This is a genomic window from Geodermatophilus telluris (genome assembly GCF_900102745.1).
Lineage (GTDB): Bacteria > Actinomycetota > Actinomycetes > Mycobacteriales > Geodermatophilaceae > Geodermatophilus > Geodermatophilus telluris.
The window spans coordinates 295,880-320,919 of record NZ_FMZF01000001.1; the positions used below are offsets into that span (position 1 = coordinate 295,880).

Consider the following 25,040-nt stretch of genomic DNA (forward strand, 5'->3'; position numbering starts at 1 on the left):
GACGACAGACGGCGGGGACACCCCGGGCTGGGGACGGCGGAGGCGCCTGGGGAAGCTCCGCCCCCGTCGCGGCGTTGCACCGGCCCGAGCGACCGCTCCCCCGACCGTCTGGAGGACCCCGAGTGACTGCCGCCCCCGCCGCCGTGACGATGTACACCACCACCTGGTGCGGGTACTGCGTGCGGCTGAAGAAGATGATGCAGCGCGAGGGCATCGAGTACGCCGAGGTCGACATCGAGCGCGACGCGACCGCCGCCGACGTCGTCATGCAGGCCAACGGCGGCAACCGCACCGTGCCGACCCTGGTCTTCGCCGACGGCAGCGCCCTGACCAACCCCAGCATCGACCAGGTCAAGGCGCAGCTGGCGCAGCAGAACGGCGGCTGACCGGCGGGTGCTGTCCGGTCACCGGTCCCCCGCGGTGCATCATCGTGCTCCGGCGGGTCTCGACCGTGACCCCTGACCGTCCCCGGCCGACCGGCCGGAGCACCCGTGGGAGCCGCTGACGTGACCTCGGACGCCGTCCACCTCCCCGCCGTCTCCCCGCCCGGCACCGCGGAGGTGGACGGCGGGCGACCGACCGTGGTGGTGGCCCGGACCGGCGGGGGCTGGTGCGTCTTCTCCCCCGGACGCGCCGAGGACGTGGGCGACCTGCTCGAGGGCATGTCGGTGGCCGACCTGGTCGCCGAGGAGCTCGGGGTGCCGGCCCAACCCGACCGCACCGCGCGCCGGGCCGCCCGCGGCGCCGGTGACGAGGAGCCGCCCGGCGACCCGCGGGACGCGCGCATCGCCGCGCTGGAGCGCACCGTGGCCCAGCTCGAGCACGCCCTGGCCTCCCGGGTCGTCGTCGAGCGGGCCATCGGCGTGCTCGCCGAGCGGCACTCCGTGGCCCCGCGCGCGGCCTTCGAGACGCTGCGGGCCCAGGCACGGTCGTTCGGCCGCCCGGTGCACGACCTGGCCCGCGAGGTGCTGGCCACGCTCGAGCGCCTCCCGGGCGAGCCGCGGCCCGACCGGGCCGGGACGCCGACCGCCGACGCGGGCGGCGCGCTCCCGCCGGCGCCGCGGCGCGGCGCCGGCCGGCGGGTCGAGCGCAGCGCCAGCCGCCCGAGCCCGGCCGCCCCCGCGGACGGCCGCCGCTGAGCGGTCCGCAGCCGCTGACCCCGAGCGCGCTGGCCGACCGGCTGGCCGCGCTCCTCGCCGACGTCGACCCCGAGCCCGGGGCCGCCGCGCTGCGGGTCGCCGTCGACGGGCCGGACGTCGCCGACCCGGGCGGGCTCGCCACCGCCCTGGCCGACCGGCTGCCGGTGCTCGGCCGGCCCGCCGTCGTCGTCCCGGCCGCGGGGTTCCTCCGGCCGGCGTCGCTGCGCCTGGAGCACGGCCGCACCGACCCCGACGCCCGCTACACCGACTGGCTGGACACCGGGGCGCTGGCGCGGGAGGTCCTCGACCGGGTGGGTCCCGGCGGGCCCGGTGAGTACCTGCCGGTGCTGTGGGACGTGGCGCGCGACCGCGCCGCGCGCGCCGGGTACGCGCCGGTGCCGCCCGGCGGGGTGCTGCTGGTGCCCGGCCCGCTGCTGCAGGGGGTGGGGCTGGCCTTCGACGTCGTCGTCCACCTGCGGGTGGCCCCGGCCGCCCGGCGGCGGCGCTTCCCCGCCGAGCAGGCCTGGGAGCTGCCCGCCTTCGACCGCTACGACGACGAGGTCGACCCCGTGGCCCTCGCCGACGCCGTGGTGCTGGCCGACCGTCCCGGGCACCCCGCCCTGGTCCTGCAGAACCGCCTCAGCCGAGCTCGCCGGCCACCCAGCGGTCGATGAGGTTGCGGGCGATGGACACCGGGGGCGGCAGCGCCTCGGGGCCGCGGCCGGAGACGAGCTCCTCGCGGGACCACCAGCGGGCCTCCTCGATCTCGGTCGGGTCCAGCCGCAGCTCGAGGTCGCCCACGGCGCGGGCGGTGAAGCCGAGCATCAGCGACTGGGGGAAGGGCCACGGCTGGCTGCTCACGTAGCGGACGTCGGTGACGGCGAGCCCGACCTCCTCGGCCACCTCGCGGGCCACCGCGCCCTCGGCGGACTCCCCCGGCTCGACGAACCCGGCCAGGATGGAGAACCGCCCGGGCGGCCAGACCGCCTGGCGGCCGAGCACGCAGCGGTCGCCGCCGTCGTGCACCAGCATGATCACCGCGGGGTCGGTGCGGGGGAACAGCTCGGTGCCGGTGTCCGGGTCGCGCTGCACCCAGCCCGCGCGCTCGATCGTCGTCGCGGCGCCCGAGACCGGGCTGAACCGGGCGCGCTCGTGCCACTCGAGGATGCCGATGGCCTCGGCGAGCAGGCCGGCGTCGAGGTCGCCGAGGTCGGCGCCGATCTCGCGCAGCCCGGTCCACAGGTCCACCGGCCGGCCGTTGACGGTGAGCGCGCGCTCACCGCGCACCGCGGCGTACGGGACGCCGTCGGCCTCACCGAGGTACACCGCCCCCACCGGCAGGACGGGCTGCTCGTCCCAGACCAGCGCCGGGCCCCCGTCCCCCTCGGTCACGGGCACGGTGCGCCGCGCGTCCACAGTGAGCACCCGCACCGGCCGGCCGCGGGTGGGGTCGTCGAGCTGCCGGCCCAGGTGGTCGCGGTCGTGCGCCGACCGGGACAGCACCGGCACGCGCCCGGTGGTGGCCCGGGTGCCGGCCGGCCAGCTGTCCCGGGTGGGCGCGACGTCGGCCGGCGTGCTGCCGCCCGGGGGGACGCTCACGCCGGTGCCCCGGCCGCGCTGGCCGTGACGTCGACCGGGCCGAGGGCGCGCAGGGGGTCGGTGACCCGCTCGGCGTCCCCGACGACGACGGCGGTCAGCGACGCCGGCGCCAGGTACCGGCGGGCGGCCTCCTGCACCTGCTCGACGGTGACCGCGGCCAGCGCCGCCTGGTGCTCGGCCAGCCACTCCACCGGCAGCCCCGACCCGGCCAGCGCCGAGACCGTGCCGGCCAGCCCGGCGTGGGTGGCGGTGGACAGCGCCATCGAGCCGAGGACGTAGCGGCGGGCGGCGTCCAGCTCGGCCTCGGTGACCGGCGCGAGCGCCATCCGGCCGAGCTCGGCCCAGGTCTCGAGGAAGGCCGCCCCGGTGACCTCGGTGGCGACGTCGGCCTCGACGGTGAACGACGACGCCGCGGCGAGGTGGTCGACGCCGCTGCGCGGGCTGTAGGAGTAGCCGCGCTGCTCGCGGATGTTGCCCACCAGCCGCGAGGAGAAGTAGCCGCCGAAGACCATGCTGGCCAGCCGGACGGCGGGCAGGTCGGGGTCGGTGCGACCCGGCGCCGGTCCGCCCAGGCGGATGTTGGACTGCACCGCCCCGGGCCGGTCGACCACCTCGAGGTGCCCGGGCGCCAGCGTCGGCGCGGGCGGGGCGACCGCGGCGGTGCCCTCGCCGGTCCACTCCCCCAGCGCCGTGGCGACGGCGTCGGTGGCCGCGGCGGCGTCGAGGTCGCCGACGAGCACCAGCGTGCTGCCGGTGGGCAGCACGCGCTCCCGGTGCAGCTTGCGCAGCGCGGGCGCGCCGACCCGGGCCACCAGCTCCGGGGGCGGGATCTGGACGGCGTAGGGGTGGGTGCCGTAGCGGCGCGCGGCCAGCGCGGTGCGCGCGACGACCCCGGGCTGCGAGCGGGCGATGGCGATCCGCTCGGCCACCCGGTCGCGCTCGGCCTCCACCCGGTCGCCCGGGTAGGACGCCGCCGTGAGCACCTCGGCGAGCACGTCGAGCACGGGGACGAGTCCCTCGGCCAGCAGCGTGGTGGAGAACAGCAGCCGGTCGGGGTCGGCGGAGACGGAGAGCTCGGCGCCGTGGCCCTGCAGCGCCTCGGCGACCCCGGTGGCGTCGCGTCGCGCCGTCCCGAGCAGGACCGCGCCGGAGAGGACCGACGCGCGGGCGCCGTGCTGGGCGGCGCCGCGCGGCGAGGTGGCGGCGAAGGGCACCCGCAGCCGCAGCTCCACCAGCGGCACGCCCGGGCGCGGGACCACGACGAGGGTCAGCCCGCTGGGCAGCGTCGTCGTCGTCGCCTCGAGCGCCGGCTGGGGGCGTGGCTCGCCGAGCGGCGGGACGAGGTCGAGGTCGAGCACGGGGACGCTCACCGGGCGCCTCCGGTGGCGCGCAGCTCGAGCACGGCGGCGGTCCCCGGGTCCAGGCCCTTCGCCGCGACCTGCACCTGGTCGGGGGTGACCGCGGCGAGGCGCGCGGCCAGCTCGCCGGCGAGCTCGGCCCGGCCGTGGACGAGCTCGGCGCCGGCGAAGGCGAGCGTGCGGCCCAGCACCGAGTCGGCCTGGCGCAGCAGCTGGGCGCTGGTGCGGGCCTGCACCCGGGCCAGCTCCTCGGCGGGGACGCCCTCGGCGGCCACCCGGCCGATCTCCTCGTGCACCGCGCCGAGGACGTCCTCGACGCCGACGGCGGCCGGGTGGTGCACCTGGGTGGTGAGCAGCGTGGCGTCGCGGACGTCGAACGGGTCGCCGAAGAGCCCCACGTAGCTGCTCTGCGCCACGGCCAGCCGGTCGTCGTGCACCAGGCGGCGCTCCAGCCGGGAGGCGTCGCCCTCGCTGAGCAGCTCGGCGAGCAGCACCGTGCCGAGGTAGGTGTCGAGGTCGCCGACCGGGTCGGGCACCCGCCAGCCCAGCGCCACGGCGGGCGCCGGGGCCAGCCGGTCCTCGACGACGTCGCGGCGGACCGTCGTCGGCGAGGGTTCCCCGGTGTCCGGCGTCGGCGGCACCTCGCGGGCCTCGACGGGTGCGAACCAGCGGCGGACCAGCCGCTCGGCCTCCGCGACGTCGAGGTCGCCGCCCACGGCGAGCACCGCGTTGCCGGGCGCGTAGTAGCGGGAGAAGAAGTCGGTGGCGTCGGCGACCGTGGAGCTCTCCAGGTCGACGAAGGAGCCGTAGCCGTCGTGGGTGTTGGCGAAGCTGTCGAAGGCGATCTGCGGCAGCTGCAGCCAGGGGAAGGCGCCGTAGGGCCGGTTGAGCACGTTGACCCGGATCTCCTCCTTGACCACGTCGATCTGGTTGCGGAGGTTCTCCTCGGTGATGGCCGGGGCGGCCATCCGGTCGGCCTCGAGGAAGAGCGCGCGCTCCAGCGCCTCGGCGGGCAGCGCCTCGTAGTAGTTCGTGTAGTCCTGGTGGGTGGAGCCGTTGAACGTGCCGCCGGCGGCCTGCACCAGGCGGGCGTGCTCGAGCTTCGGCACGTGCGCCGAGCCCTGGAACATCACGTGCTCGAAGAGGTGGGCGAAACCGGTGCGGCCCTCCGGCTCGTTGCGCATGCCCACGTCGTAGAAGACGGTCACGGCGACGACCGGCACGCTGCGGTCGGGCGCGAGGACGACCCGCAGCCCGTTGTCCAGCGTGAAGCGCTCCACCGGGTGCCGGAGGACGAGGTCGGACCCGACTGGTGTCACGGACCGACCCTAACCACGCGGGACGACGCCCCGCCGGGCGGTCGGTCGGTGGGGGACGGGGCCGGGATCAGGTGACCTGATCATCGCGTGTCCGACCTGACCGTGGGACGTCGGGTGGGACGCGCTGCGGTGAGGGAGGACGAGCCCGCGGGCCCGGGGAGGTCAGCGGCGGCGGGAGGGCTCAGCGCGGCCGGGGACGGGACGTGGCCGCGGTGCGGTCCGGAGGACCGCCGTGTCACAGCACGTCGATGTCGGCGACGACCCGGTCGATGACGCCGTACAGCTCGGCGTGGGTGTTGGGGATGGAGAGGTACAGCAGCGCGGGGTCGGGGCGGCCGACGTCGACGACGAGCAGGGCGGCGCGCTCACCGGTGGAGTCGTAGCCCTCGACGTCCCAGCTCAGCTGGAACTCGAGCAGGTGGGCGTTCGCGCCGTCGACGGTCAGCGCCTCGTCGCGCAGCACCTCCCGCTCGTTGGGCCCGGGGTAGTAGGCCGCGCGCACGCTGTCGGCCAGGGTGGTGACCGTCGCCTGCTCGCTGCCCGGTCCGGCCCAGCCGTAGCCGTCGGCGACCGGGCCGGAGGTGCACTGCGCGATGAAGTTGCCGCCGTCGGGCGTCAGCTCCTGGGTGACGAAGTACTGCCCGGCGATGGTGCGCGTCTCGGGCATGGGCCCCAGGACGTACTGGTACCAGCCGTTGCCGAGGAACGGGTAGGAGATGCCCGCGTCCTCGTCGATGATCCGCACGGTCCCCCGGGGAAACGTCGGCCCGGCCGGCGCGGAGGTGGCCACGGGCGGGTCGGTGGGCGTCGGGGCGTCGCGGCCGGACAGGCCCACGACGAGGGCGCCGACGACCACGACGACCACGACCAGGACCGCACCGGCGACCCACCACGCGGTGCGGGTGCGCGACCGCGGCGGAGGCGGGGTCCGCCACGGGACGGACCCGGCCGGAGGCTCCGGCGGCCCCGGCGGGGCGGCCACCGGGAGGGCCTGCACGGCGACACCGGGACCGGCCGGCGTCGTGACGTCGGACCAGGTGGCCCCGTCCCACCAGCGCACCGTGCCGGGGGTGCCGTCGGGGTCGGGGTACCAGCCCGCCGGCGCGCTCGACGGTCCAGGTCCGGTCACGCGGTCAGGGTAGGTCGCCGCCGGCCGGTCGCCGGGCTCCCACGGCGTCGGCGTCGCGGTCGGTCACCGCGCGGCCAGCTCCCGCCACAGGTGGGCCACGGCCTCCGCGCCGCGGTGCAGCATCGGCAGCAGCACCCGCTCGTTGGGCGAGTGGATGCGGTCGGTGGGCAGGCCCGCGCCGAGGAACACCAGCGGGGCGCCGAGCACCTCGACCAGGTCTGCCTCCGGCCCGCTGCCGCCCTCCCGGGTGAACAGGACGTCGTCCGGGGCGGTGTCGAAGGCCCGGCCGATGGCGCGCAGCAGGGCGCCGACGTGCGGGGAGTCGAGGTCGCTGGCGCACGGGGACACGCCGCCGGGCGGGGTGTGCACCTCGGCCTCGATGCCCTCGGGCAGGTGCTGCCCGACCCACTCGCGCAGCGCCGGGCCGACGTCCTCCGGGCGCTGGTCGGCGACCAGCCGGAACGTCAGCTTGGCGTGCGCCTCAGCCGGGACGATCGTCTTGTGCCCGGGGCCGGTGTAGCCGCCCCACACGCCGTTGACCTCCGCGGTCGGCCGGGCGCCGATCCGCTCCAGCGTGCTGAAGCCCGCCTCCCCGGCGGTCGCGCGGGAGGCGGCCGGGCCGGCCAGCCAGGCGGCCTCGTCGAAGGGCACCCGGGCCATCAACTGGCGCTCCCGGTCGGTGAGCTCGCGCACCCGGTCGTAGAAGCCGGGCAGGGTGACCCGGCCCTGCTCGTCGTGCAGCGCGGCCAGCAGCGACGCCATCGCGTGCAGCGGGTTGGGCACCGCGCCGCCGAAGGAGCCCGAGTGCAGGTCGACGGCGGGGCCGCGCAGGGTGATCTCGGCGTCGGCCAGCCCGCGCATGGCCACCACCGCGCTGGGCACGTCCGGCGCGGCCATGCCGGTGTCGCTGACGACGACGACGTCGCAGGCCAGCCGGTCGGCGCGCTCGCGCAGCAGGTCGGCGAAGTGCGGCGAGCCGGACTCCTCCTCCCCCTCGACCAGCACCTTGACCGTGACGGCGGGTGTGTCGCGGCCGGTGGCGGCGAGGTGCGCGCGGATGCCGAGCAGGTGCATGGCCACGTTGCCCTTGTCGTCGATCGCGCCGCGGGCGTGCAGCTCCGGCCCGTCGGCGCCCTCGACGCGGGTCGGCTCGAAGGGCGGGTGCACCCACAGCTCGGGCGGGTCGACCGGCTGGACGTCGTGGTGGCCGTAGACCAGCGCGACCGGCGCGCCGTCGTCCGCCGACGGCCACTCGGCGTACACGGCCGGCGCGCCCGGGGTCTCCCAGACCTCGACGACGGGGAAGCCGACGCGGCGCAGCGCCCCGGCCAGCCACTCGGCGCTCGCGGCGACGTCGGCGGCGTGCGCGGGGTCGGCGGAGATCGACGGGATGCGCAGCCAGGCGTCGAGGTCGGCGTGCAGGTCGTCGAGGTGGTCCTGCACGAAGGCGCGTTCCGGGCTCGTCACGAGCGCCGACGGTAGCGACGGCCGGGCACGGACTAGGTTCCGGCCCATGGCGGGAGAACTGTTGCGGGTGGACGTCGGCGACCTCACCTTCGACGTGCGGGCCGACGGCCCCGGGGACGGCCGGCCGGTGGTGCTGCTGCACGGCTTCCCCGAGACGTCGGCCTCGTGGGCGGCGGTGACACCGCGGCTGACCGAGGCGGGGCTGCGCACCTACGCCGTCGACCAGCTCGGCTACTCCCCCGGCGCCCGCCCGCTGGACGTCGACTCCTACGCGCTGACCAACCTCGCGCAGGTCACCGCCGACCTGATGACGGCGATGGACGTGCCGGTGGCCGACGTCGTCGGGCACGACTGGGGCGCCAACGTCGCCTGGGCCCTGGCCGCCTGGCACGAGGACCGGGTGCGCTCGCTGACCGCGGTGTCGGTGCCGCACCCGGCCGCCTTCACCGCCGCGTTCCGCAGCGACCCGGAGCAGCAGGAGCGCTCGTCCTACATCCGGCTGTTCTGGCAGGAGGGCAAGGCGGAGGAGGTGCTGCTGGCCGACGACGCCCGGCGGCTGCGGCGGATGTACGGCGACGCCGTCGACCCCGAGGCCGTGGAGGAGTACGTGGCGGTGCTGTCGGCGCCGGGCGCGCTCACCGCGGCGCTGAACTGGTACCGGGCCATGAGCTCGGCGACGCCGGTGGACGACGTCACCGTGCCGACCACCTACGTGTGGAGCGACGCCGACGTGGCGATCGGCCGCGCCGCCGCCGAGGGGTGCGCGGAGCACGTGGCCGGTGACTACCGGTTCGTCGAACTGGCCGGCGTGAGCCACTGGATCCCCGAGCAGGCCCCCGACCGGCTGGCCACCGCGATCCTGGACCGGGTCGCCTCGACGTGACGGTGCGGCTGCGCGTCCCCACCGCGGAGGACGCCGGCGCCTGGACCGAGCTGTTCGACGACGCGGAGGTCATGCGGTACGTCGGCACCGGTGAGGTGCACGACCGGGCCTGGTACGCGGGCTTCGTGCAGCGGCAGCGGGAGCTGGCCGGGAGCACCGGCCTGTGCCTGTTCTCGGTGCTGGTCGGCGAGGAGGTCGCCGGCTTCACCGGCGTCCAGCCGTGGCCGCAGCCGTGGGGACCCGCCGGGGAGCTGGAGGTCGGCTGGCGGCTCGGCCGCCGGTTCTGGGGACGCGGCGTGGCGACGGCGGCCGGGCGGGCCGCGCTCGACCGGGCCCGGTCCCTCGGGGTGCCGCGGGTGGTCGCGCTGGTGCACGCGGACAACGCGGCGTCCGTGGCGGTCACGCGCAAGCTCGGCCTGGTCCAGGAGACCGCCTTCCGCGCGCCGTCGGGCACCCCCGTCCTCCAGTTCGGCACCCGGCTGACCCCGCCGTCCTGACCCGGCCGGCCGGCGGACGGACCCCGGGCGGCGGGCGCCCGGCCGCACCCCGCGGTGCCCGACCTCGCGGTGCAGCGCGAGGTCGGGCACCACGGGGCGAGGTCCGGGCTGGGTCGGGGCGGACCGGCGGCGTCAGCCGAGCTCGTCGTCCGGCGGCGGGGGCAGCTCGTCGTCCGGGGGCTCCTCGGGCAGGTCCTCGCCGGTGACCAGCGCGAGCAGGCCGGCCTCGTCGAGCAGGTCGACCGGCCGCACGGTGACGCCGGCGGCGACGTGGTGGAAGCCGGCGCTCACCCGCTCGACCGGGACGCCGGCCAGCCGCGACCAGCCCAGCCGGTAGGCGGCCAGCTGCACCGCGGCGGCGGCCAGCTCGGCTCCCGACGGCGGCGCGCCGGTCTTCCAGTCGACCACCTCGAAGCCGCCCTCGGCGTCACCGAAGACGGCGTCGATGCGGCCGCGCAGCGTCAGCGGGCCCAGCGGCGTCTCGAAGGGCACCTCCACCTCGACCGGCTGCCGGTCGGCCCACCCGCTCGCGAGGAACGCCTCCTGCAGGGCCGACAGCGCGCTGTCGGGCGCGGCGCCCTCGTCGCCGGAACCGGGCAGCTCGTCGAGGTCGAGCAGCCGGGAGGCGCCGAAGCGCTCCTCCAGCCAGGCGTGGAAGGCGGTGCCGCGGCGGGCCAGCGGCGCCGGCGCCGACGGCATCGGCCGGCGCAGCCGGCGGGCCAGCCCGGCCGGGTCGCGGCGCAGCGCCACCAGCTCCGACACCGACAGGTGGCTGGGCAGCGGCACCTCGACCGACGGCCGGGCGGTCCGCCGGCGCTCGCGCAGCAGCAGGTCGGCGTCGCGCACCCACTGCTCGACCACCGGGTCGGCGGTGCCGAGGGCGGCGTCGGGGTCCAGCGGGTGCGCCGCGGACCCCGCCACCAGCTCGGCGGCGGCGGCGAGCGCCCGGCGCCGCGGCGCGGACAGCGGGTCGGCCGGCCACACCCCCACCGGCCACTCCTCCAGCGCCGGGTTGGTCGCGCCCTCCTCCGGCCGCTCGGCCCAGGCGACGACGGTGCCGGCGCCGGCGGTGCACGCCCGGCGGACGGTGTCGAGCAGCACCGAGGGCCCGTTGGGCCGCACGCCCTCCCGCCACCAGCTGCCCGAGCAGACCAGCAGGTGCTTGGCGCGGGTCACCGCGACGTAGCCCAGCCGGATCTCCTCGCCCTCGCCGAAGCCCTTCCACTCCTCGACGTAGTCCTCCAGCGCGGCCCGCACCGCCGCCTGGTCGCCGGAGCCGGGCACCGGCAGGCGCAGCTGCGGCAGCTCGGCACGGTCGGTGGTGCGCAGGTCGACCGGCACGGCACCCGGGTCCTTCACCCACGAGTCGGCGGTGTCGGTGCGCGCGGGGAACTGGTCGGCGGTCATGCCGGGCACCGCGACGACGTCCCACTCCAGGCCCTTGGCCGAGTGGCCGGTGAGCAGCTGGATCGACTCCGGGTCGACCGCCACCTCTCCCGGCTCCAGCCCGCGCTCGCGCTCCTCGGCGTCGCGCAGGTAGCCGAGGAACGCCGGCAGGGAGGGCAGCTCGGCGAGCTCGGTGAACTCCGCGGCGACGGCGTGCAGCGCATCGAGGTGCGCCCGCGCGGCACCCGGGCTGACCCCGGGCGCGCTGGCCAGCTCGGTCTCCAGGCCCAGCGTGCGGGCGACCTCGTCGACGAGGTCGGGCAGCGCGTCGCCCAGCCGGCCGCGCAGCTGCGCCAGCTCCGCGGCCAGCTGCCGCAGCCGCCGGTACGCCACGGTCGAGTACGCCGACGGGTCGCCGAGGTCGTCGAGCGCCTCCACGATGCTGCCGCGCTCGGACGGGCGGGCCGCCGGGTCGTCGTCGTCCTCGCGGGCGGACCGGCGCGAGCGCACCAGCGCCCGGGCGCGGGACTCCAGCGCGGCGAGGTCGCGGGGACCGATCCGCCACCGGGCGCCGGTGAGCAGCCGGCCCAGCGCGTCGCCCGCCGCCGGGTCGACCAGCACGGTGAGCGTGGCGACGACGTCGGAGACCTCGGGCACCTCCAGCAGCCCGCCCAGCCCGACGACGGTCACCGGCAGCCCGCGGGCGCGCAGGGCCGCGGCGATGCCGGGCAGCTGGCGGCGGGTGCGGACCAGCACCGCGGTGGTGGGTGGGCGCCCGTCGGGGCGCGGCGGCAGCGCCGGGTCCTCGCCGCGCCAGCAGGCGGCCAGCCGGTCGGCCAGCGCCTCGGTCTCCTCGGCCACCGTCGCGTACAGGCCGGCGGTGACCAGCCCGCGCCCGGCGGTCGGCGCGGGCGTCAGGTCGGGCAGCGGCACGTCGGGCGCCGGCAGCAGGCCCGCGACGGCGTTGGCCACCCGGAGCACCGCGGCGTCGTTGCGCCAGCTCGTGGCGAGGGTCAGCCGGCGGGCCTCGCGGCCGCGGACGCCGGGGAAGGTGCGGGCGAAGCGCTCGATGGTGCCGGCCGAGGCGCCGCGCCAGCCGTAGATCGACTGCCGCGGGTCGCCGACGGCGAGCACGGCGTGCCCGCTGGCGCGGCCGAACAGCGCCTCCAGCATCCGCAGCTGCCCCACGCTGGTGTCCTGGTACTCGTCGAGCAGCACGACCTGCCAGCGGGCGCGCTCGCGGCGGCCCACCTCGGGCGCGGTGACGGCGACCTTCGCGGCCAGCGCCACCTGGTCGGAGTGGTCGATGGCCCCGGCGGCCCGCTTGCGCGCCTCGAACGCCGCCACCAGCGGCAGCAGCGCCACCCGGGCGCGCTGCCGGGCCAGCATCTCCAGCACCGGGGCGTACGGGCCGCGCTTGCGCGGGGCGTCGGGGTAGCCGGCGATCCGCGCCTCCAGCTGCGCGGTCCACTCCCGCAGCCGCTCTGGGGCGATGTCGTGCTCGCCCAGCTCACCGGCCAGCGCGAGGACGTCCTCGACGGTGGTCAGCGGGGTGAGCGGGACGTCGTCCATGTCGCCGGTCCAGCCCGACACGACCGCCGCCGCCTGCCCCCAGCACATCGCCGGGCCGAGCACCCCGGCGCCGGGCTCGACGCCGATGCGCAGGCCGTGCTCGCTGACCAGCGACGCGGCGTAGCCGTGGTAGGTCGACACCGTCGGCACCGCCACGGCCAGCCGCTCGCGCAGCTGCGGGTCGGTCTCCGGGTGGCGGGCCAGCGCGGCGAGCCGGATGCGGATGCGCTCGTTGAGCTCGCCGGCGGCCTTGCGGGTGAAGGTCAGCCCGAGGATCGCGTCGGGGGCCACCAGCTCGTTGGCCACCAGCCAGCAGACGCGGGCGGCCATCGTCTCGGTCTTGCCCGAGCCGGCCCCGGCGACGACGACCAGCGGCCGGTCGGCCGGCGCGGAGACCACCCCGGCCTGCTCGTCGGAGGGCGCGTGGGCCAGCCCGCACCGCCGGGCGACCTCGGCCGGGGTGAGCAGCCGCCGCGGGCGCTCCGGCTCGGGGGCCGCCCCGAACAGCGCGTCGTCGTCGTCGAAGGAGAGCTGCTCCTCCGGGGGCGCCGGCGTCCGTCGGGTCACGCGGTGACCTGCCGGCCGCGCTCGCTCAGCGGGCAGCTGCGCCGGGCCGGGCAGCGCTGGCAGTGGCTGCCGCTGCGCACCTCGAAGGTGGCCGCGCCCATGCCCTCGCCGACCTCGGCGACCAGCTCCCCGGCCCAGGTCTCCCCCGCCGGCACCCCGTCGGGCAGCGGGTCCTGCGCCTGCTCCTTGGCCTTCGAGCCGGTGCCGACCTGCAGCAGCGCCGCGCCACCGGGCTCGCTGCCGTGCTCGCCGAACGCGCCGGCGGCCACGGCCACCTGGTAGGCGGCCAGCTGCCCGTGGGTCTCGACGTCCCTGGCGTGCGTGCGGCCGGTCTTGAGGTCGACGACGACCAGCCGGCCCTGCCCGTCCCGCTCGAGCCGGTCGACCTGGCCGCGGATGCGGGCCCGCCCCACGGTGACGTCGAAGTCGGCCTCGGCGGCGACCAGCTCCCGGCGGTTGGCGGCGTGCCAGCGCAGGAACCGGTCGAGCATGTCGCGGGCGGCCACCCGCTGCCGCTGGTCGGCCCAGCCCGGCCCCAGGTCGAGCGCGTCGAGCTCGGCGGCCAGCGCCGCCGGGGCCTGCGCCGGGGGCAGCCCCTCGGCCACCTGCTGCGCGACGGCGTGCACCGCGGTGCCGACCGTGCGGGTCGCGTCGGGCGCGGCCTCCGCGCCGACCGCCCCCAGCACCCAGCGCAGCGGGCAGCGCTGGAAGGTCTCGATCGCCGAGGGCCGCACCCGCACCGGGTCGTCCTCGGGCACCAGCGGGGCGTCGTCGGACAGCGGCGCCAGCCCCCACCAGTCGGCCGGCGCGGCGCCGGGGACGCCCTCGTCGGCCAGCCGGCGCAGCACGGCGGCGGCCGCCGAGCGGCGGGCCGGCTCGGTCTGCGGGTCGCTGACCGCCCGGCGCAGCTCGGCGACGAGCGCGGGCAGCCGCAGCGAGCGCGGCAGCGGGGTCAGCGGGCGCCCCTCGTCGGGCGGGGGGACGACGAGGTCGAGGAACCGCGAGGCGGTGGCCCCGGCGTCGGGACCGTCGAGCGCGCCCTGCACCGCGGTGACCACCAGCCGGCGGCGGGCCCGGGTGCAGGCGACGTAGAACAGCCGCCGCTCCTCGGCCAGCATCTGGGTGCGCCGGTCGACGACGGTGCCGTCGATGCCGGCGACCCGCTCCACCAGGAGCTCGCTGCCCAGCAGCGTCCCGCGGTCGCGCAGGTCCGGCCAGATCCCCTCCTGCACGCCGGCCACGCAGACGAGGTCCCACTCCAGGCCCTTGGACGCGTGCGCGGTGAGCAGCCGCACCGCCTCCGGCGCGCCGTCGCGGACCGCCCCGGAGAGCCCGGGCAGCTCCTGTGCCGAGAGGTGCTCGACGAACGCGCCGACGGTGGCCGACGGCAACCGGTCGACGAAGCCGGCGGCGGCGTCGAACAGCGCGACGACGGCGTCGAGGTCGCGGTCGGCCACCGCCCCCGCGGCCCCGCCGGCCGCGCTGGCACGGGCCCACCGGGACGCCAGCCCGCTGCGCTGCCACATCGCCCACAGCACGTCCTCGGCCGACCCGTCGCGCGCCAGCGCCACCCGCCCGGCGGCGAGCACGGCGGCCACCCGCCGGGCCGGCCGGGCGACCGGCTCGGGCAGCGCCTCGAGCAGCGGCTCGTCGGCCAGCGCCGTGGCCAGCGGCGCCCCGCGCTCGTCGGCGTCGACGCCGCGCTCGGCCTGCGCGATGCGCACCGCCCGCCGCAGCCGGCGCAGGTCGAGGACGGTGGCGCCGCCCAGCGGCGAGGCCAGCAGCGCCTCCGCGCCGGGCTCGTCGAGGGTCAGCGCCCCGGGCTCGGTGCCGGGGTGCGGCAGCAGGGCGGTGAGCGCGGCGAGGAACGGCGCGACGGCGGGCTGGGCGGCCAGCGGGACGTCGTCGGCGGACACCTCGACCGGCACCCCGGCCGAGGTCAGGGCGCGGCGCAGCGGGGCGATGGCGAGCGCGGTGCGCACCACCACGGCCATCCCCGACCACGGGACGCCGTCGACCAGGTGGGCGCGGCGCAGCACGTCGGCGACGTAGGCGGCCTCCACCGCCGCCGACCCGAACACGTGCACCTCCGCGGCGCCCTCCTCGGCCCCGGGCACCGCCTGCAGCCGGCGGTGCTCCCAGGGACCGGGCAGCGCCTCGGCGACCCGGCGGCTCACCGCGAGCAGGCCGGGCCCCGACCGGCGGCACACCCCGAGCGAGAGCCGCCGCGCGGGCCGGCCGTCGACGGTGCGGAACCGCTCGGGGAACTCGACGATGCCGCGCGGCTCGGCACCGCGGAAGGCGTAGACCGACTGGTCGGGGTCGCCGACGACGACCAGGTCCCCGCCGCCGCCGGCGAGCAGCTCGAGCAGCTCCACCTGCGCGGGGTCGGTGTCCTGGTACTCGTCGACGAACAGCCAGCGGGCGCGCTCGCGCTCGTGGCGCAGCAGCTCGGGGTCGTCCTCCAGCTCGGCGATCGCGGCGCGGACCAGCTCGGCGGGGTCGTAGCCCGAGGCGTCGCCGCCGCCGGCCGTGGAGAAGGCGGTGACCGCCTCGTACTGCTCCTGGAACGCCGCCACGTGCCCCCACGCCTCGGTGCCGGTCTCCCGGCCCCAGGCGGCCAGCAGCTCCGGGTCGACGCCGCGCTCGGTGGCGCGCAGCAGCAGGTCGCGCAGCTCGCCGCGGAAACCGGCGGTGCCCAGCGCGGGCAGCAGCGACGCCGGCCACCGCACCGCGCCCTCCCCGGCGAGGTCGCCGCGGAGCAGCTCGGCGACGAGCGCGTCCTGCTCGGCGGCGGTGAGCAGGCGGGGCGGGGCCTCGCCGCGCAGCAGCGCCGCCCGCCGCAGGACGCCGTAGGCGTAGGAGTGGAAGGTGCGGGCCAGGGGCTCGCGGATGGTGCGCGCCACCCGGGCCGTGATGCGCGTGCGCAGCTCCGCGGCCGCTCGGCGGCTGAAGGTCAGGACCAGCAGCTGCTCGGGGTCGGCGCCGCGGTCGATGCGCGCGGCGACGGCCTCGACGATCGTCGTCGTCTTGCCGGTGCCGGGGCCGGCCAGCACCAGCAGCGGGCCGCCGGGGTGCTCGACGACGGCCTGCTGCGTGGGGTCGAGCCGGGGTGGCCGCACGGGCGCCGGCCCCGGCTGCACGAGCCGGTAGACCGGCGCCGCCTCGTCCCCCCGCACTGCCACCCTCCGATGACACCACGACCGGCCGACAGCGCCGCGGAGCCCTTCGTCACGCCGGCGGGTACCTCACCCGGTACCAGTGCTCGGTCTCCCCGGGGACGCGGTCGAGCAGCACCTGCGTGCCGCCCGGGTGGTCGAACACCCGGACGCCGTCCCCGAGCAGGACCGGCGCGAAGAACAGCAGCACCTCGTCGAGCAGCCGGGCGTCGAGCAGCTGCCGGGCGACGTCGGCCCCCAGCACGTCGACGACCCCGTCCCCGGCCGCCTCCCGGGCGAGGTCGACGGCGTGGTGCAGGTCGTCGGTGGCGGTGACGCCGTCCGCCGTCCGCCCGGCCGGCCGGTGGGTGAGCAGCACGACCGGCCCCGACCACTGCCCGCCGAAGGCACCCTCCTGCTCGGTGCCACGGTTCGGGTCGTCGCCGCCGAAGGTGCGGGCGCCGACGAGCAGCGCGCCGACCCGGGACAGCAGCCGGTCGGCGGTCGGGTTCGGCGCGGCCAGGTGCGGCGTCAGCCAGGACATGTCGCCGCCGGGGCCGGCGATGAAGCCGTCCAGCGACGCGGTCGCGGAGTACAGCAGGGTGGCCACGGTTCCCTCTCGGTCGGGCGGACACGGGGCAGACCGCCCCGGGCCCCGGGACTCATCGCCTCAGGGCCAGCCGACGGCGGACAGGTCCACCCGGCCGTCGCGCGCCGGCACGCCCTCGGCGGACAGCAGCGCCAGCTGCCGGACCCGCACCGGCTCGGCGCAGGTGCCGTCGGCGCGCAGCACCCGGTACCAGGGCACCGCTCCCCCGCCGGACGACAGCGCCCTGGCCACCCGCCGCGGGCCGACGCCGACCAGCCGGCCGACCGCGCCGTAGGTGCTCACCCGGCCCGGCGGGATCCGCTCGACGACGTCGAACACCGCCTCGTCGACGTCGGCCGGGTCGACCGGTTCACGCACGGCGGCCGAAGCGGGCCAGCAGCCGGTCCTGCGGCGACGCGCCCTCGGCGACGTCGACCGGCGGGTCGAACAGGCCGGGGACGCCGTCCGCGGGCAGCCGCTCGGCGAGGGACCCGGCGGCGCGCACCAGCGCGGCGTCGAGCCGCTCGTCCCCGCCGGTGGCGCGGGCGAGGTCCCAGGAGTGCACGGTGAGGTCGGCGGTGAGCTCCTCGACGTACTCGCGCGCCGGTGTCGGGCCGCGGGAGAGGTGCACGGTGCCGGTGAGGTCGCCGGCGGCCGCGACGGCGGCCAGCGCCTCGTCGGCCACGGCCTCCCACGCGGTCAGCGGGTCCGGGGCCAGGAGCGCGTCGGTGCCGGCGGGGACCTGCGCGGCGACGTCGTCGAGCGGCTCGCCGGCGAGCAGGCCGGGCACCCAGTGCGCCTCCCCCACGAGGTGGGCGACCAGGTCGGCGACGGTCCAGCCGGGCAGCGCCTCGAGGTCCCACTGCCCCGGCTCGACGGCGTCGACGCGGTCGGTGAAGGCGGCCTGGGCACGCTGGAAGAGCTCGAGCAGCTCGGTGGCGGAGGTGGTCACCTCCCCAGTCAACACAGCCGCCGAGGGCCCGGCACCCGCGGACGGGTACCGGGCCCAGGAACGTGCTGGAGCGGCCCCTCCCAGGGTCCCGGCCCGAGCGCGGCGAGGGACTGGAACGGCCTCGTCCCAGGGGCCCGCGGCGCGCGGAGCGCGTCGTGGGGAGGGACGAGGTCCTCCTAGTAGGTGGGCAGCGTCTTGTCGATGCGCGTCGCCCACGCCGTCACGCCGCCCTGGACGTGGACGGCGTCGGAGAAGCCGGCGTTCTTGACCGCGGCGAGCACCTCGGCCGAGCGGACGCCGGTCTTGCAGTGCAGCACGATCGGCTTGTCGTTCGGCAGCTGCGCCAGCGCCCGGCCGGAGAGGATCTCGTCCTTGGGGATGAGCGTCGCGCCGGGGATGGACACGATCTCGTACTCGTTGGGCTCGCGGACGTCGATGAGCTCGAAGTCCTTGCCGGCGTCCATCATGTCCTTGAGCTCGTCGACGGTGATCGTCGAGCCCGCGGCCGCCTCCTGGGCCTCGGCCGACACGACGCCGCAGAAGGCCTCGTAGTCGATGAGCCCGGTGATCGGCTCGCCCTCGGGGTCCTTGCGCACCGTGATGGTGCGGAAGGTCATCTCCAGGGCGTCGTAGACCATGAGCCGGCCGAGCAGCGTCTCGCCGATGCCGGTGATCAGCTTGACCGCCTCGGTGGCCTGGATGGCGCCGACGGTCGCGCACAGCACGCCGAGCACGCCGCCCTCGGCGCAGCTCGGGACCATGCCGGGCGGCGGGGGCACCGGGTAGAGGTCGCGGTAGTTGGGCCCGTGCTCGTCCCAGAACACCGACACCTGGCCGTCGAAGCGGTAGATCGAGCCCCAGACGTAGGGCTTGCCGAGCAGCACGCACGCGTCGTTGACCAGGTAGCGCGTGGCGAAGTTGTCGGTGCCGTCGACGATCAGGTCGTACTGGCCGAAGATCTCCAGCACGTTGTCGCTGTCCAGCCGCGTCTCGTGCAGCCGGACGTCGACCAGCGGGTTGATCTCCCGGATGGAGTCCCGGGCGCTCTCGGCCTTGGACCGGCCGACGTCGGACGCGCCGTGGATGATCTGGCGCTGCAGGTTGGACTCGTCGACGGTGTCGAACTCGACGATGCCGAGGGTGCCGACACCGGCGGCGGCCAGGTACATGAGCACCGGCGAGCCGAGGCCGCCGGCGCCGACGGCGAGCACCTTGGCGTTCTTCAGCCGCTTCTGCCCGTCCATCCCGACGTCGGGGATGATGAGGTGGCGGCTGTAGCGGCGGACCTCGTCGATCGACAGGTCGGCGGCGGGCTCCACCAGGGGTGGCAGGGACACGCGTGACTCCTCGGTTCGCGACCAGCGGCCCGCGGGGGCCGGCGTTCGTGCGGGTAACAGCGTCCCAGGCCGCGGGATTCCCTAGCCGCGGAGGTCCCTGCGGACGTACCCGACGAGCCCGGCGGCGGCCAGCGCGAGCGCGACGACGACCATCCCGGCCGCCCCCGCCACGTCCCAGGGTTCGGCGGGCACCGCCGCCAGGTGCGCGAATGGCGAGAGCCCGCGGACCCACGCGGGCCAGCCGAAGCTGTCGGCGAGCACCAGCAGCAGGAAGCCCCCGGCCCCGGGGAGGACCCCGACGGGCAGCACCACCGACGGTGCCCAGCCCAGGGCCAGCAGCGCGGCGCCCAGGCACAGCAGCGCGACGGGCAGCACCGACAGCGCGCCGCCGAGTGCCCCGCCGAGCCCGAGGCCGGCCCCGACCCACGACGCCCCGGTCCACGTCGCCACCCCCGCGGCGGCCGCGACGAGGGCGGCGCCGGCGGCGGCCACCGCGGCCTCCCAGCCGGCCCACCGCACCCGGCCGACCGGCCGGGAGTACAGCAGCGTGAGCCGGGACGCCGCCTCGTCCGCCGCCAGCGCGGCGACCCGCGCGGCGGCGAAGGCGCCCACGGGCACCGCCAGCAGGCCGAACAGCGAGGCGGCGTAGCCCTCGACGGAGGCCAGCCGGGCGAAGCCGACGGCAGCCGCCATCTGCGCGAAGACCGGGTTGTCGCGCAGGAAGTCGAGCATCGCGGTGGCCAGCAGCCCGATGAGCAGGAAGTAGGCGGCCACGCCCAGCGACCAGGTCGCCGCCGGCCGCCGGGTCCGGTGCACCGCGAGCCCGGGCAGCGAGCGCAGCAGCCGGCTCGGGGGACGCGCCCGGTCCCGGCCCTGCCACCGGCCGGTGCCGACGTCGCGCGTGCCGGCCAGCACGACGGCCAGGACGGCCGGCACCGCGGCCAGCACGCCGAGGGCGAGCAGCGGCGCCCAGCGGTCGTGCGCGTAGGGGGCGACCCGGCCCAGCAGCCCGAACGGGCTCAGCCACTGCAGCCACGCCAGCGCCGGCACCCCGTCGCCGACCATCCGCGCCAGCAGCCCCGTGAGCAGGACGGCGACGGCCAGCCCGGACGCGGCCCGGCGCTCGGTCAGCAGCTGGCCGGTGAGCACGCCGAGCGCGCCGCCGGCCACCGCGGTGCCGCCGACGAGGACGCCGAAGAGCACCGCCCCGGCCCACGCGGTCCCCGCCGCCCACACGCCCGCGGTGACGGCGAGGCCCACGCCCGCGCCCGCGCCGAGGAGGACGGCCAGCGCGGTGCGCACGAGCGTGACCGGCCGGACCCGGCCGGCGAGCAGCAGGTCCGCCCGGCCGGCCTCCTCCTCGCCCCGGGTCACCCGCGTGCCTGCGAGCGCGGCCCACACCCCGGCCAGCACGGCCACGACGGTGCCGGTGCGCCAGACGGTGAAGCCGCCGGGGTCGTCGAGCGCGAGTGGCGGGCCGAACAGCGTGCGGATCGCCGGGTTCTCCGCCAGCGCGGTGAGCGAGCCGACGCCGACCGCGCCGCTGAGGGTCTGCTCGTACTCCTGCGCCACGAACGCGGTCAGCCCGCCGCAGAGCACCGCGACGACGACCGTCCCCCGGCGCACCTGGCGCACGACGGCCCGCCGGACCGCCGTCCCCGGGTGGGCCGGTGCGGGCGGCCGCCCGGTGCCGGCGACCCGCGGCGGCGTCCGGGTGGTCACGCCGCGTCCCGACCGTAGTAGTCGAGGAAGATCTCCTCGAGCGAGGGCTCCCGGACGTCGAGGCGGGCCACGTCGGCCGCGCCGAGGGCGCGCAGCACCGGGCCGGGCGGTCCGGTCAGCGCGAGGGTGACCTCCAGCGGCGTCGCCCAGCGGACGTCGGCCACCCCGGGCAGCGCCTCCAGCCGCTCCAGCTCCGGCGCCGGCCGGACCAGCGAGACGGTGACCTCCGAGCGGCGCAGCCGGCGCAGCTCGGCCAGCCCCGCCACCTCGACCAGGCGGCCGGCGCGGAGGATGCCCACCCGCGTGCACACCGCCTCGACCTCGGCGAGGGCGTGCGAGCTGAGGAACACCGTCTGCCCCCGGGCGGCGGCCTCGGCGAGGCAGCGGCGGAACTCGCGCTCCATGAGGGGGTCGAGGCCGCTGGTCGGCTCGTCGAGCACCAGCAGCGGCGCCCGCGTGGCGAAGGCGGCGACCAGGGCGACCTTCTGCCGGTTGCCGGTGGAGTAGGTCCGCGCCCGCCGGCCGACGTCCAGGGCGAACCGCTCGACGAGCTCGTCGCGGTAGGCGGGGTCGGTGCCCGGCCCCACGCCGGCCAGCAGGTCGAGGCACTCGCGGCCGGTGAGCCCGGGCCACAGCGCGACGTCGGCCGGCACGTACGCCAGGTGCCGGTGCGCCCGCTCGACGTCGCCGGCCGGGTCGCCGAAGACCTCGACCCGCCCGCTCGTGGGCCGCAGCAGCCCGAGCACCGTGCGGATGGTGGTCGACTTGCCCGCGCCGTTGGGGCCGAGGAACCCGAAGACCTCACCCGGCGGGACCTCCAGGCAGAGGTCGTCGACGGCGCGGGTGCGGCCGAAGTGCTTGCTCAGGTGCTCCGCGCGCAGCGCCGCGGGCCCGGTGGGCAGGGTCATCGGTGCACTCCGATCCACGCCGGGACCCGGCTGCCGACCGGCCCCCCGGCGCACCGGCCGCGGAGGCTAGTCCTCCCGGCAGCCCGGGGGCAGACCTTCGGGCGCCGCCTTCACGGGAACGGCCACGCGTTCCTCGTGCAGCCCTCCAGGCCCAGCGTCTGCTGCTGCATGACCGGGGCGGGCAGGCCGGGCCCGGGACAGTCCTCGTGGCCGTTGCCCAACGCGTGCCCGACCTCGTGGTTCACCACGTACTGGCGGTAGGTGGCGACGTCGCCGTCGTAGTGCGGGACGGCGGTCGCCCAGCGGGCCAGGTTGATGACGGCGCGCTCGCCGTAGCGGCAGGAGGTGTAGCCGCCGGTGCCCACGCCCGGGCAGTAGCGCTCCATGCTCCCGGGGCTGACCAGGCTGACCCGGAACTCGTAGCCGCCGGCCTCGGTGGTGTCCACGCGCTGGAAGGACATCCGGCCGCCGCTGCCCCACGAGCGCGGGTCGCCGAGGGTCGCCTCGACCGCGGCGGCGAACGCCGCGCCGTCGACGCCGATGCCGTCCTCCACCTCGACGACGAAGCGCTGCAGCGGGCCGGTGCCGTACACGGCGGAGGTGCCGGGGACCACCGACACGCTGCCGGCGCCCTGCTCGACGTAGGTCGCGGCGGCCGTCGCCGGGGGCAGGTCCGTCGGGCCGGCGTCGCCCTCGGCCGGCGCGGTCGGGGACGCCTCCGGGGTGCTCGCCGAGGGCTCGGCGGTGGCCGGCGGGGTGTCCGTGGGCTCGCTGCCGGCCTCCGCCGACGCCGGCTGCCCCCCGTGCCCGGAGACCCCGAGGTCGACCAGCGCCAGCACGGTGGCGACGGCGAGCAGCGGGATGGCGTAGGCCCGCCAGCCGTACCGCGCGACGAACCGGCGCACCCGCCCGGCCGGACGGCGCCGTGGCGGCGGGCCGGTGGCCGGGCGGCGCGCCCCGTCGAGCGCACTGCCGGCGAGGGGGTCGCGGCGGGCCACCAGCGGCCCGGCCGGGCGGTGCCCCCCGGTCGTGGGGCCGGTCGCGGGGCCCCGTGCCGGACGCGGGGCGCGCGGCGGCGGGGGCGGCACGCGAGGCAGGCCGCGCACCCGCTCGGGGCCCCGGTCGCCCCCGGGCGGGAGAGCTGCCACGGGTGCGCCTCCTCGCCGGGTCGGGTGGCCGGGTCGTGCCCGCGCGTCCGGGGTCAGGCTCTCACGCTCGCCGCGGCGACCCGCCGACCCGCCACGCGCGTCGCGTCAGCCCGCGGCGCGCTCGTCCCGCCCGGCCGCCCCGGCGTCGTCCCCGGCGCCCGCCGTGACGCCGTGGGGGGCGCCGTCGGCGACGTCCTCCAGCAGGCCGAGGACCGCACGCGCGGTCTGCTCCGGGGCCTCGAGCATCGCCACGTGGCCGACGCCCTCGAGCACCAGCAGCCGCGCGTCCGGCACGGCCGCGGCCAGGCGCGGCGCCAGCCGGGGGTCGACCAGGCGGTCGCGGTCGCCCCACACCACCAGCACCGGCACCCGCAGCGACCGGGCCAGCCGCCAGGCGTTGGCCCGGCCCACGCGCAGGTAGGAGGTGATCAGGCCGCGCATGCTGCGCACCAGCGCCCGGTTGGCCCACGCCTGCTCGGTCCGCTCGCGCATCTCCGCGACCGCGGCGTCGACCCGCTCGCGCGGGACCCGCGCCGGGTCGCCGAAGCAGACCTGCAGCATCCCGCGCACCGACTGCTCGGGGGTGACCCCAGCCAGCCGCCGCTCGGCCAGCGACGGCACGCCGGGCAGGAGGACCAGCAGCAGCGCGCGACCGAAGGCCTGCGGCACGCGGTAGACCGGCACGGCCGGCGACACCAGCGTCAGCGAGGCCACCAGGTCGGGCCGTCGCGCGGCGACCAGGAGGGTGACCAGCCCGCCCAGGCTGTTGCCGAGCAGGTGCACCGGGCGGCCCTGCGCCTCCCCCGGCTGCGCGCGCACGTGCTCGAGCACCTCGACGACGGCGCGCACGTGCCCGCGGACGGAGTAGGAGCCGGTCGGCGGCGGCGAGGAGCGCCCGAAGCCCGGCAGGTCCACCGCCCAGCCCTCGCAGCGCACGGCGAGCAGCGCGGCGAGGTCGGTCCAGTTGGTCGAGGCCCCGCCGAGGCCGTGCACGTACAGCGCCCGCTCCCGTGGCGCCCCGGGCCGGCCGGCCCACGGGGTGCTGCGCACGAAGACCGTGCCGCCCGGCACCGGCACCTCCTCGCCCGGCCACGGCGGGGGCGGGGGGTCGGTCGCCGGCAGCGGGGCCGACGAGAGCCGGGCGGTGGACGACGGCGCGACGGTGGGGGGCGCCGGGACTCGGCGCGTGCGCCTGCGGGTGGCGTCGGGCACGACGGCGACGGTAGGCCAGCCCGACGCCGCACGTGCACGGGGGGAACTCGCCGGTAACATCCCCCGCGCCATGCAGACCTCCCGCCCGGTCCCCGTCCGCCGCACCTCGCGGCTGCCCCGGGGCGCCCGCCGCCTCCAGCTGCTCCAGGCCGCGCAGGAGGTCTTCGTCGCGCAGGGGTTCCACGCCGCCGCGATGGACGACATCGCCGACCGCGCGGGCGTCAGCAAGCCGGTGCTCTACCAGCACTTCCCCGGCAAGCGGGAGCTGTACCTGGCGCTGCTGGAGCAGCAGGTCACCGAGCTCACCGACCGGGTGCGCGACGCGATGGCCGGCACCGAGGACAACCGGACCCGCGTGCACGGCGCGGTGGGCGCCTACTTCGACTTCGTCGACGCCGAGGGCGGGGCGTTCCGGCTGGTCTTCGAGTCCGACCTGCGCAACGACGACGACGTCCGAGCGCTGGTCGACCGCGGCAACCGGGCGTGCGTCGAGGCCATCGCCGAGGTGATCGCCGGCGACACCGGCAGCTCCCCGGAGCAGGCGCACCTGCTCGCCTCCGGCATGACCGGGCTGGCCGAGACCAGCGCCCGCTGGTGGCTGGCGCAGAAGGCCACGGAGCAGGGCACCGTGTCGCGCGACGACGCGGTGTCGCTGATGTCCGCGCTGGCCTGGCGGGGCATCTCCCGCTTCCCCCGGGTCGAGGGCGAGCCGGCCGGGGCCTGAGCGGCGTTCGCTGTCGGCGCACCGCCGCGGCGGGGCCGCCCGCCCGGCGCTGGACTAGCGTGGTCGGCAGCCGTGCAACCCGAGGAGGCATCCCGAGTGGAAGTCAAGATCGGTGTCCAGCACTCCCCCCGGGAGCTGGTCGTCGACAGCCCGAAGACCCCTGACGAGATCGCTGCCGACGTGGCCAAGGCCGTGTCCGGCGCCACCAAGGACGGGCTGTTGACCCTGGAGGACGAGCGCGGCCGCCGCGTCATCGTCCCGGTCGACCGCATCGCCTACGTGGAGATCGCCCAGGCCGACCAGCGCCGGGTGGGCTTCGTCGCCGGCTCCGCCTGAGTCGAGCGGTCGGTCCCGGCACCCCCGGGACCGGGCCG

Annotated in this window: 22 protein-coding genes; 7 read left to right on the top strand and 15 right to left on the bottom strand. The window is 77.8% G+C overall.

Features of this window, described 5'->3' with window-relative positions; all coding sequences use genetic code 11:
* Positions 1-122: 122 nt before the first annotated feature.
* From BLQ97_RS01445 to BLQ97_RS01455, 3 genes are all read left to right on the top strand, one after another.
* Positions 123-386: a mycoredoxin gene (locus tag BLQ97_RS01445; protein ID WP_211297076.1), complete on the top strand. Its 264-nt coding sequence runs from the start codon at positions 123-125 to the stop codon at positions 384-386.
* Positions 387-506: 120 nt separating this feature from the next.
* Entirely contained in the window at positions 507-1,139 is a 633-nt protein-coding gene (locus BLQ97_RS01450; protein WP_245691712.1) for an ANTAR domain-containing protein, read from the top strand.
* Positions 1,140-1,303: 164 nt separating this feature from the next.
* Positions 1,304-1,813 carry a nucleoside/nucleotide kinase family protein gene (locus BLQ97_RS01455; protein WP_245691714.1) on the top strand — a complete coding sequence of 170 codons (510 nt, stop codon included), beginning with the start codon at positions 1,304-1,306 and terminating at the stop codon, positions 1,811-1,813.
* Here BLQ97_RS01455 and nudC read toward each other — a convergent pair.
* From nudC to BLQ97_RS01480, 5 genes are all read right to left on the bottom strand, one after another.
* Positions 1,779-2,738 (bottom strand): NAD(+) diphosphatase, encoded by a 960-nt coding sequence (nudC, locus tag BLQ97_RS01460; protein WP_091362564.1) that lies wholly within the window; start codon positions 2,736-2,738, stop codon positions 1,779-1,781. The genes BLQ97_RS01455 and nudC overlap by 35 nt on opposite strands.
* Positions 2,735-4,108 (bottom strand): M16 family metallopeptidase, encoded by a 1,374-nt coding sequence (locus BLQ97_RS01465; protein ID WP_091362566.1) that lies wholly within the window; start codon positions 4,106-4,108, stop codon positions 2,735-2,737. The genes nudC and BLQ97_RS01465 overlap by 4 nt, the downstream gene beginning before the upstream one ends.
* Positions 4,105-5,415: a M16 family metallopeptidase gene (locus BLQ97_RS01470; RefSeq protein ID WP_091362568.1), complete on the bottom strand. Its 1,311-nt coding sequence runs from the start codon at positions 5,413-5,415 to the stop codon at positions 4,105-4,107. The genes BLQ97_RS01465 and BLQ97_RS01470 overlap by 4 nt, the downstream gene beginning before the upstream one ends.
* A 235-nt stretch (positions 5,416-5,650) precedes the next feature.
* Complete coding sequence (locus BLQ97_RS01475) at positions 5,651-6,544, bottom strand: DUF2510 domain-containing protein (RefSeq protein ID WP_091362569.1); 894 nt, start codon at positions 6,542-6,544, stop codon at positions 5,651-5,653.
* 63 nt (positions 6,545-6,607) lie between these two features.
* On the bottom strand, positions 6,608-8,011 hold the full coding sequence (locus BLQ97_RS01480) for a M20/M25/M40 family metallo-hydrolase (protein ID WP_245691716.1): 1,404 nt from the start codon (positions 8,009-8,011) through the stop codon (positions 6,608-6,610).
* Positions 8,012-8,057: 46 nt separating this feature from the next.
* Between BLQ97_RS01480 and BLQ97_RS01485 the strand changes: the two genes are divergently transcribed.
* Complete coding sequence (locus BLQ97_RS01485; protein ID WP_091362573.1) at positions 8,058-8,894, top strand: alpha/beta fold hydrolase; 837 nt, start codon at positions 8,058-8,060, stop codon at positions 8,892-8,894.
* The gene (locus BLQ97_RS01490; protein ID WP_175471550.1) at positions 8,891-9,391 is read left to right on the top strand and encodes a GNAT family N-acetyltransferase; all 501 of its coding nucleotides are present in this window, start codon (positions 8,891-8,893) and stop codon (positions 9,389-9,391) included. The genes BLQ97_RS01485 and BLQ97_RS01490 overlap by 4 nt, the downstream gene beginning before the upstream one ends.
* Before the next feature lie 132 nt (positions 9,392-9,523).
* On the opposite strand, the gene BLQ97_RS01495 is transcribed toward BLQ97_RS01490, so the two are convergent.
* From BLQ97_RS01495 to BLQ97_RS01540, 10 genes are all read right to left on the bottom strand, one after another.
* On the bottom strand, positions 9,524-12,916 hold the full coding sequence (locus tag BLQ97_RS01495; protein ID WP_091362577.1) for an ATP-dependent helicase: 3,393 nt from the start codon (positions 12,914-12,916) through the stop codon (positions 9,524-9,526).
* The gene (locus BLQ97_RS01500) at positions 12,913-16,101 is read right to left on the bottom strand and encodes an ATP-dependent helicase (protein ID WP_217637008.1); all 3,189 of its coding nucleotides are present in this window, start codon (positions 16,099-16,101) and stop codon (positions 12,913-12,915) included. Before BLQ97_RS01500 ends, BLQ97_RS01495 begins: the two co-directional genes overlap by 4 nt.
* Positions 16,102-16,147: 46 nt before the next feature.
* Positions 16,148-16,684 (bottom strand): dihydrofolate reductase family protein, encoded by a 537-nt coding sequence (locus tag BLQ97_RS01505; RefSeq protein WP_091362579.1) that lies wholly within the window; start codon positions 16,682-16,684, stop codon positions 16,148-16,150.
* A gap of 60 nt (positions 16,685-16,744) precedes the next feature.
* Positions 16,745-17,041, bottom strand: coding sequence for an MGMT family protein (locus BLQ97_RS01510; RefSeq protein WP_091362581.1), 297 nt, complete (start codon positions 17,039-17,041; stop codon positions 16,745-16,747).
* A complete protein-coding gene (locus BLQ97_RS01515) occupies positions 17,034-17,615 on the bottom strand; it encodes a TIGR03086 family metal-binding protein (protein WP_091362582.1) in 582 nt (193 codons plus the stop codon). Before BLQ97_RS01515 ends, BLQ97_RS01510 begins: the two co-directional genes overlap by 8 nt.
* Before the next feature lie 176 nt (positions 17,616-17,791).
* Positions 17,792-18,952: an adenylyltransferase/sulfurtransferase MoeZ gene (moeZ, locus tag BLQ97_RS01520; protein ID WP_091362584.1), complete on the bottom strand. Its 1,161-nt coding sequence runs from the start codon at positions 18,950-18,952 to the stop codon at positions 17,792-17,794.
* An 81-nt stretch (positions 18,953-19,033) separates the two neighbouring features.
* Positions 19,034-20,674, bottom strand: a complete 1,641-nt coding sequence (locus tag BLQ97_RS01525) for a hypothetical protein (protein ID WP_091362586.1) — start codon at positions 20,672-20,674, stop codon at positions 19,034-19,036.
* Entirely contained in the window at positions 20,671-21,582 is a 912-nt protein-coding gene (locus BLQ97_RS01530; protein ID WP_091362588.1) for an ABC transporter ATP-binding protein, read from the bottom strand. The genes BLQ97_RS01525 and BLQ97_RS01530 overlap by 4 nt, the downstream gene beginning before the upstream one ends.
* Positions 21,583-21,692: 110 nt before the next feature.
* Positions 21,693-22,730, bottom strand: a complete 1,038-nt coding sequence (locus BLQ97_RS01535) for a DUF3152 domain-containing protein (protein ID WP_245691717.1) — start codon at positions 22,728-22,730, stop codon at positions 21,693-21,695.
* A gap of 105 nt (positions 22,731-22,835) precedes the next feature.
* Positions 22,836-23,942: an alpha/beta fold hydrolase gene (locus BLQ97_RS01540; protein ID WP_245691718.1), complete on the bottom strand. Its 1,107-nt coding sequence runs from the start codon at positions 23,940-23,942 to the stop codon at positions 22,836-22,838.
* Positions 23,943-24,012: 70 nt separating this feature from the next.
* On the opposite strand from BLQ97_RS01540, the gene BLQ97_RS01545 reads away from it, so the two are divergent.
* Entirely contained in the window at positions 24,013-24,666 is a 654-nt protein-coding gene (locus BLQ97_RS01545) for a TetR/AcrR family transcriptional regulator (protein ID WP_091362590.1), read from the top strand.
* A 96-nt stretch (positions 24,667-24,762) separates the two neighbouring features.
* Positions 24,763-25,002 (top strand): DUF3107 domain-containing protein, encoded by a 240-nt coding sequence (locus tag BLQ97_RS01550; protein ID WP_091362592.1) that lies wholly within the window; start codon positions 24,763-24,765, stop codon positions 25,000-25,002.
* Positions 25,003-25,040 lie beyond the last annotated feature (38 nt).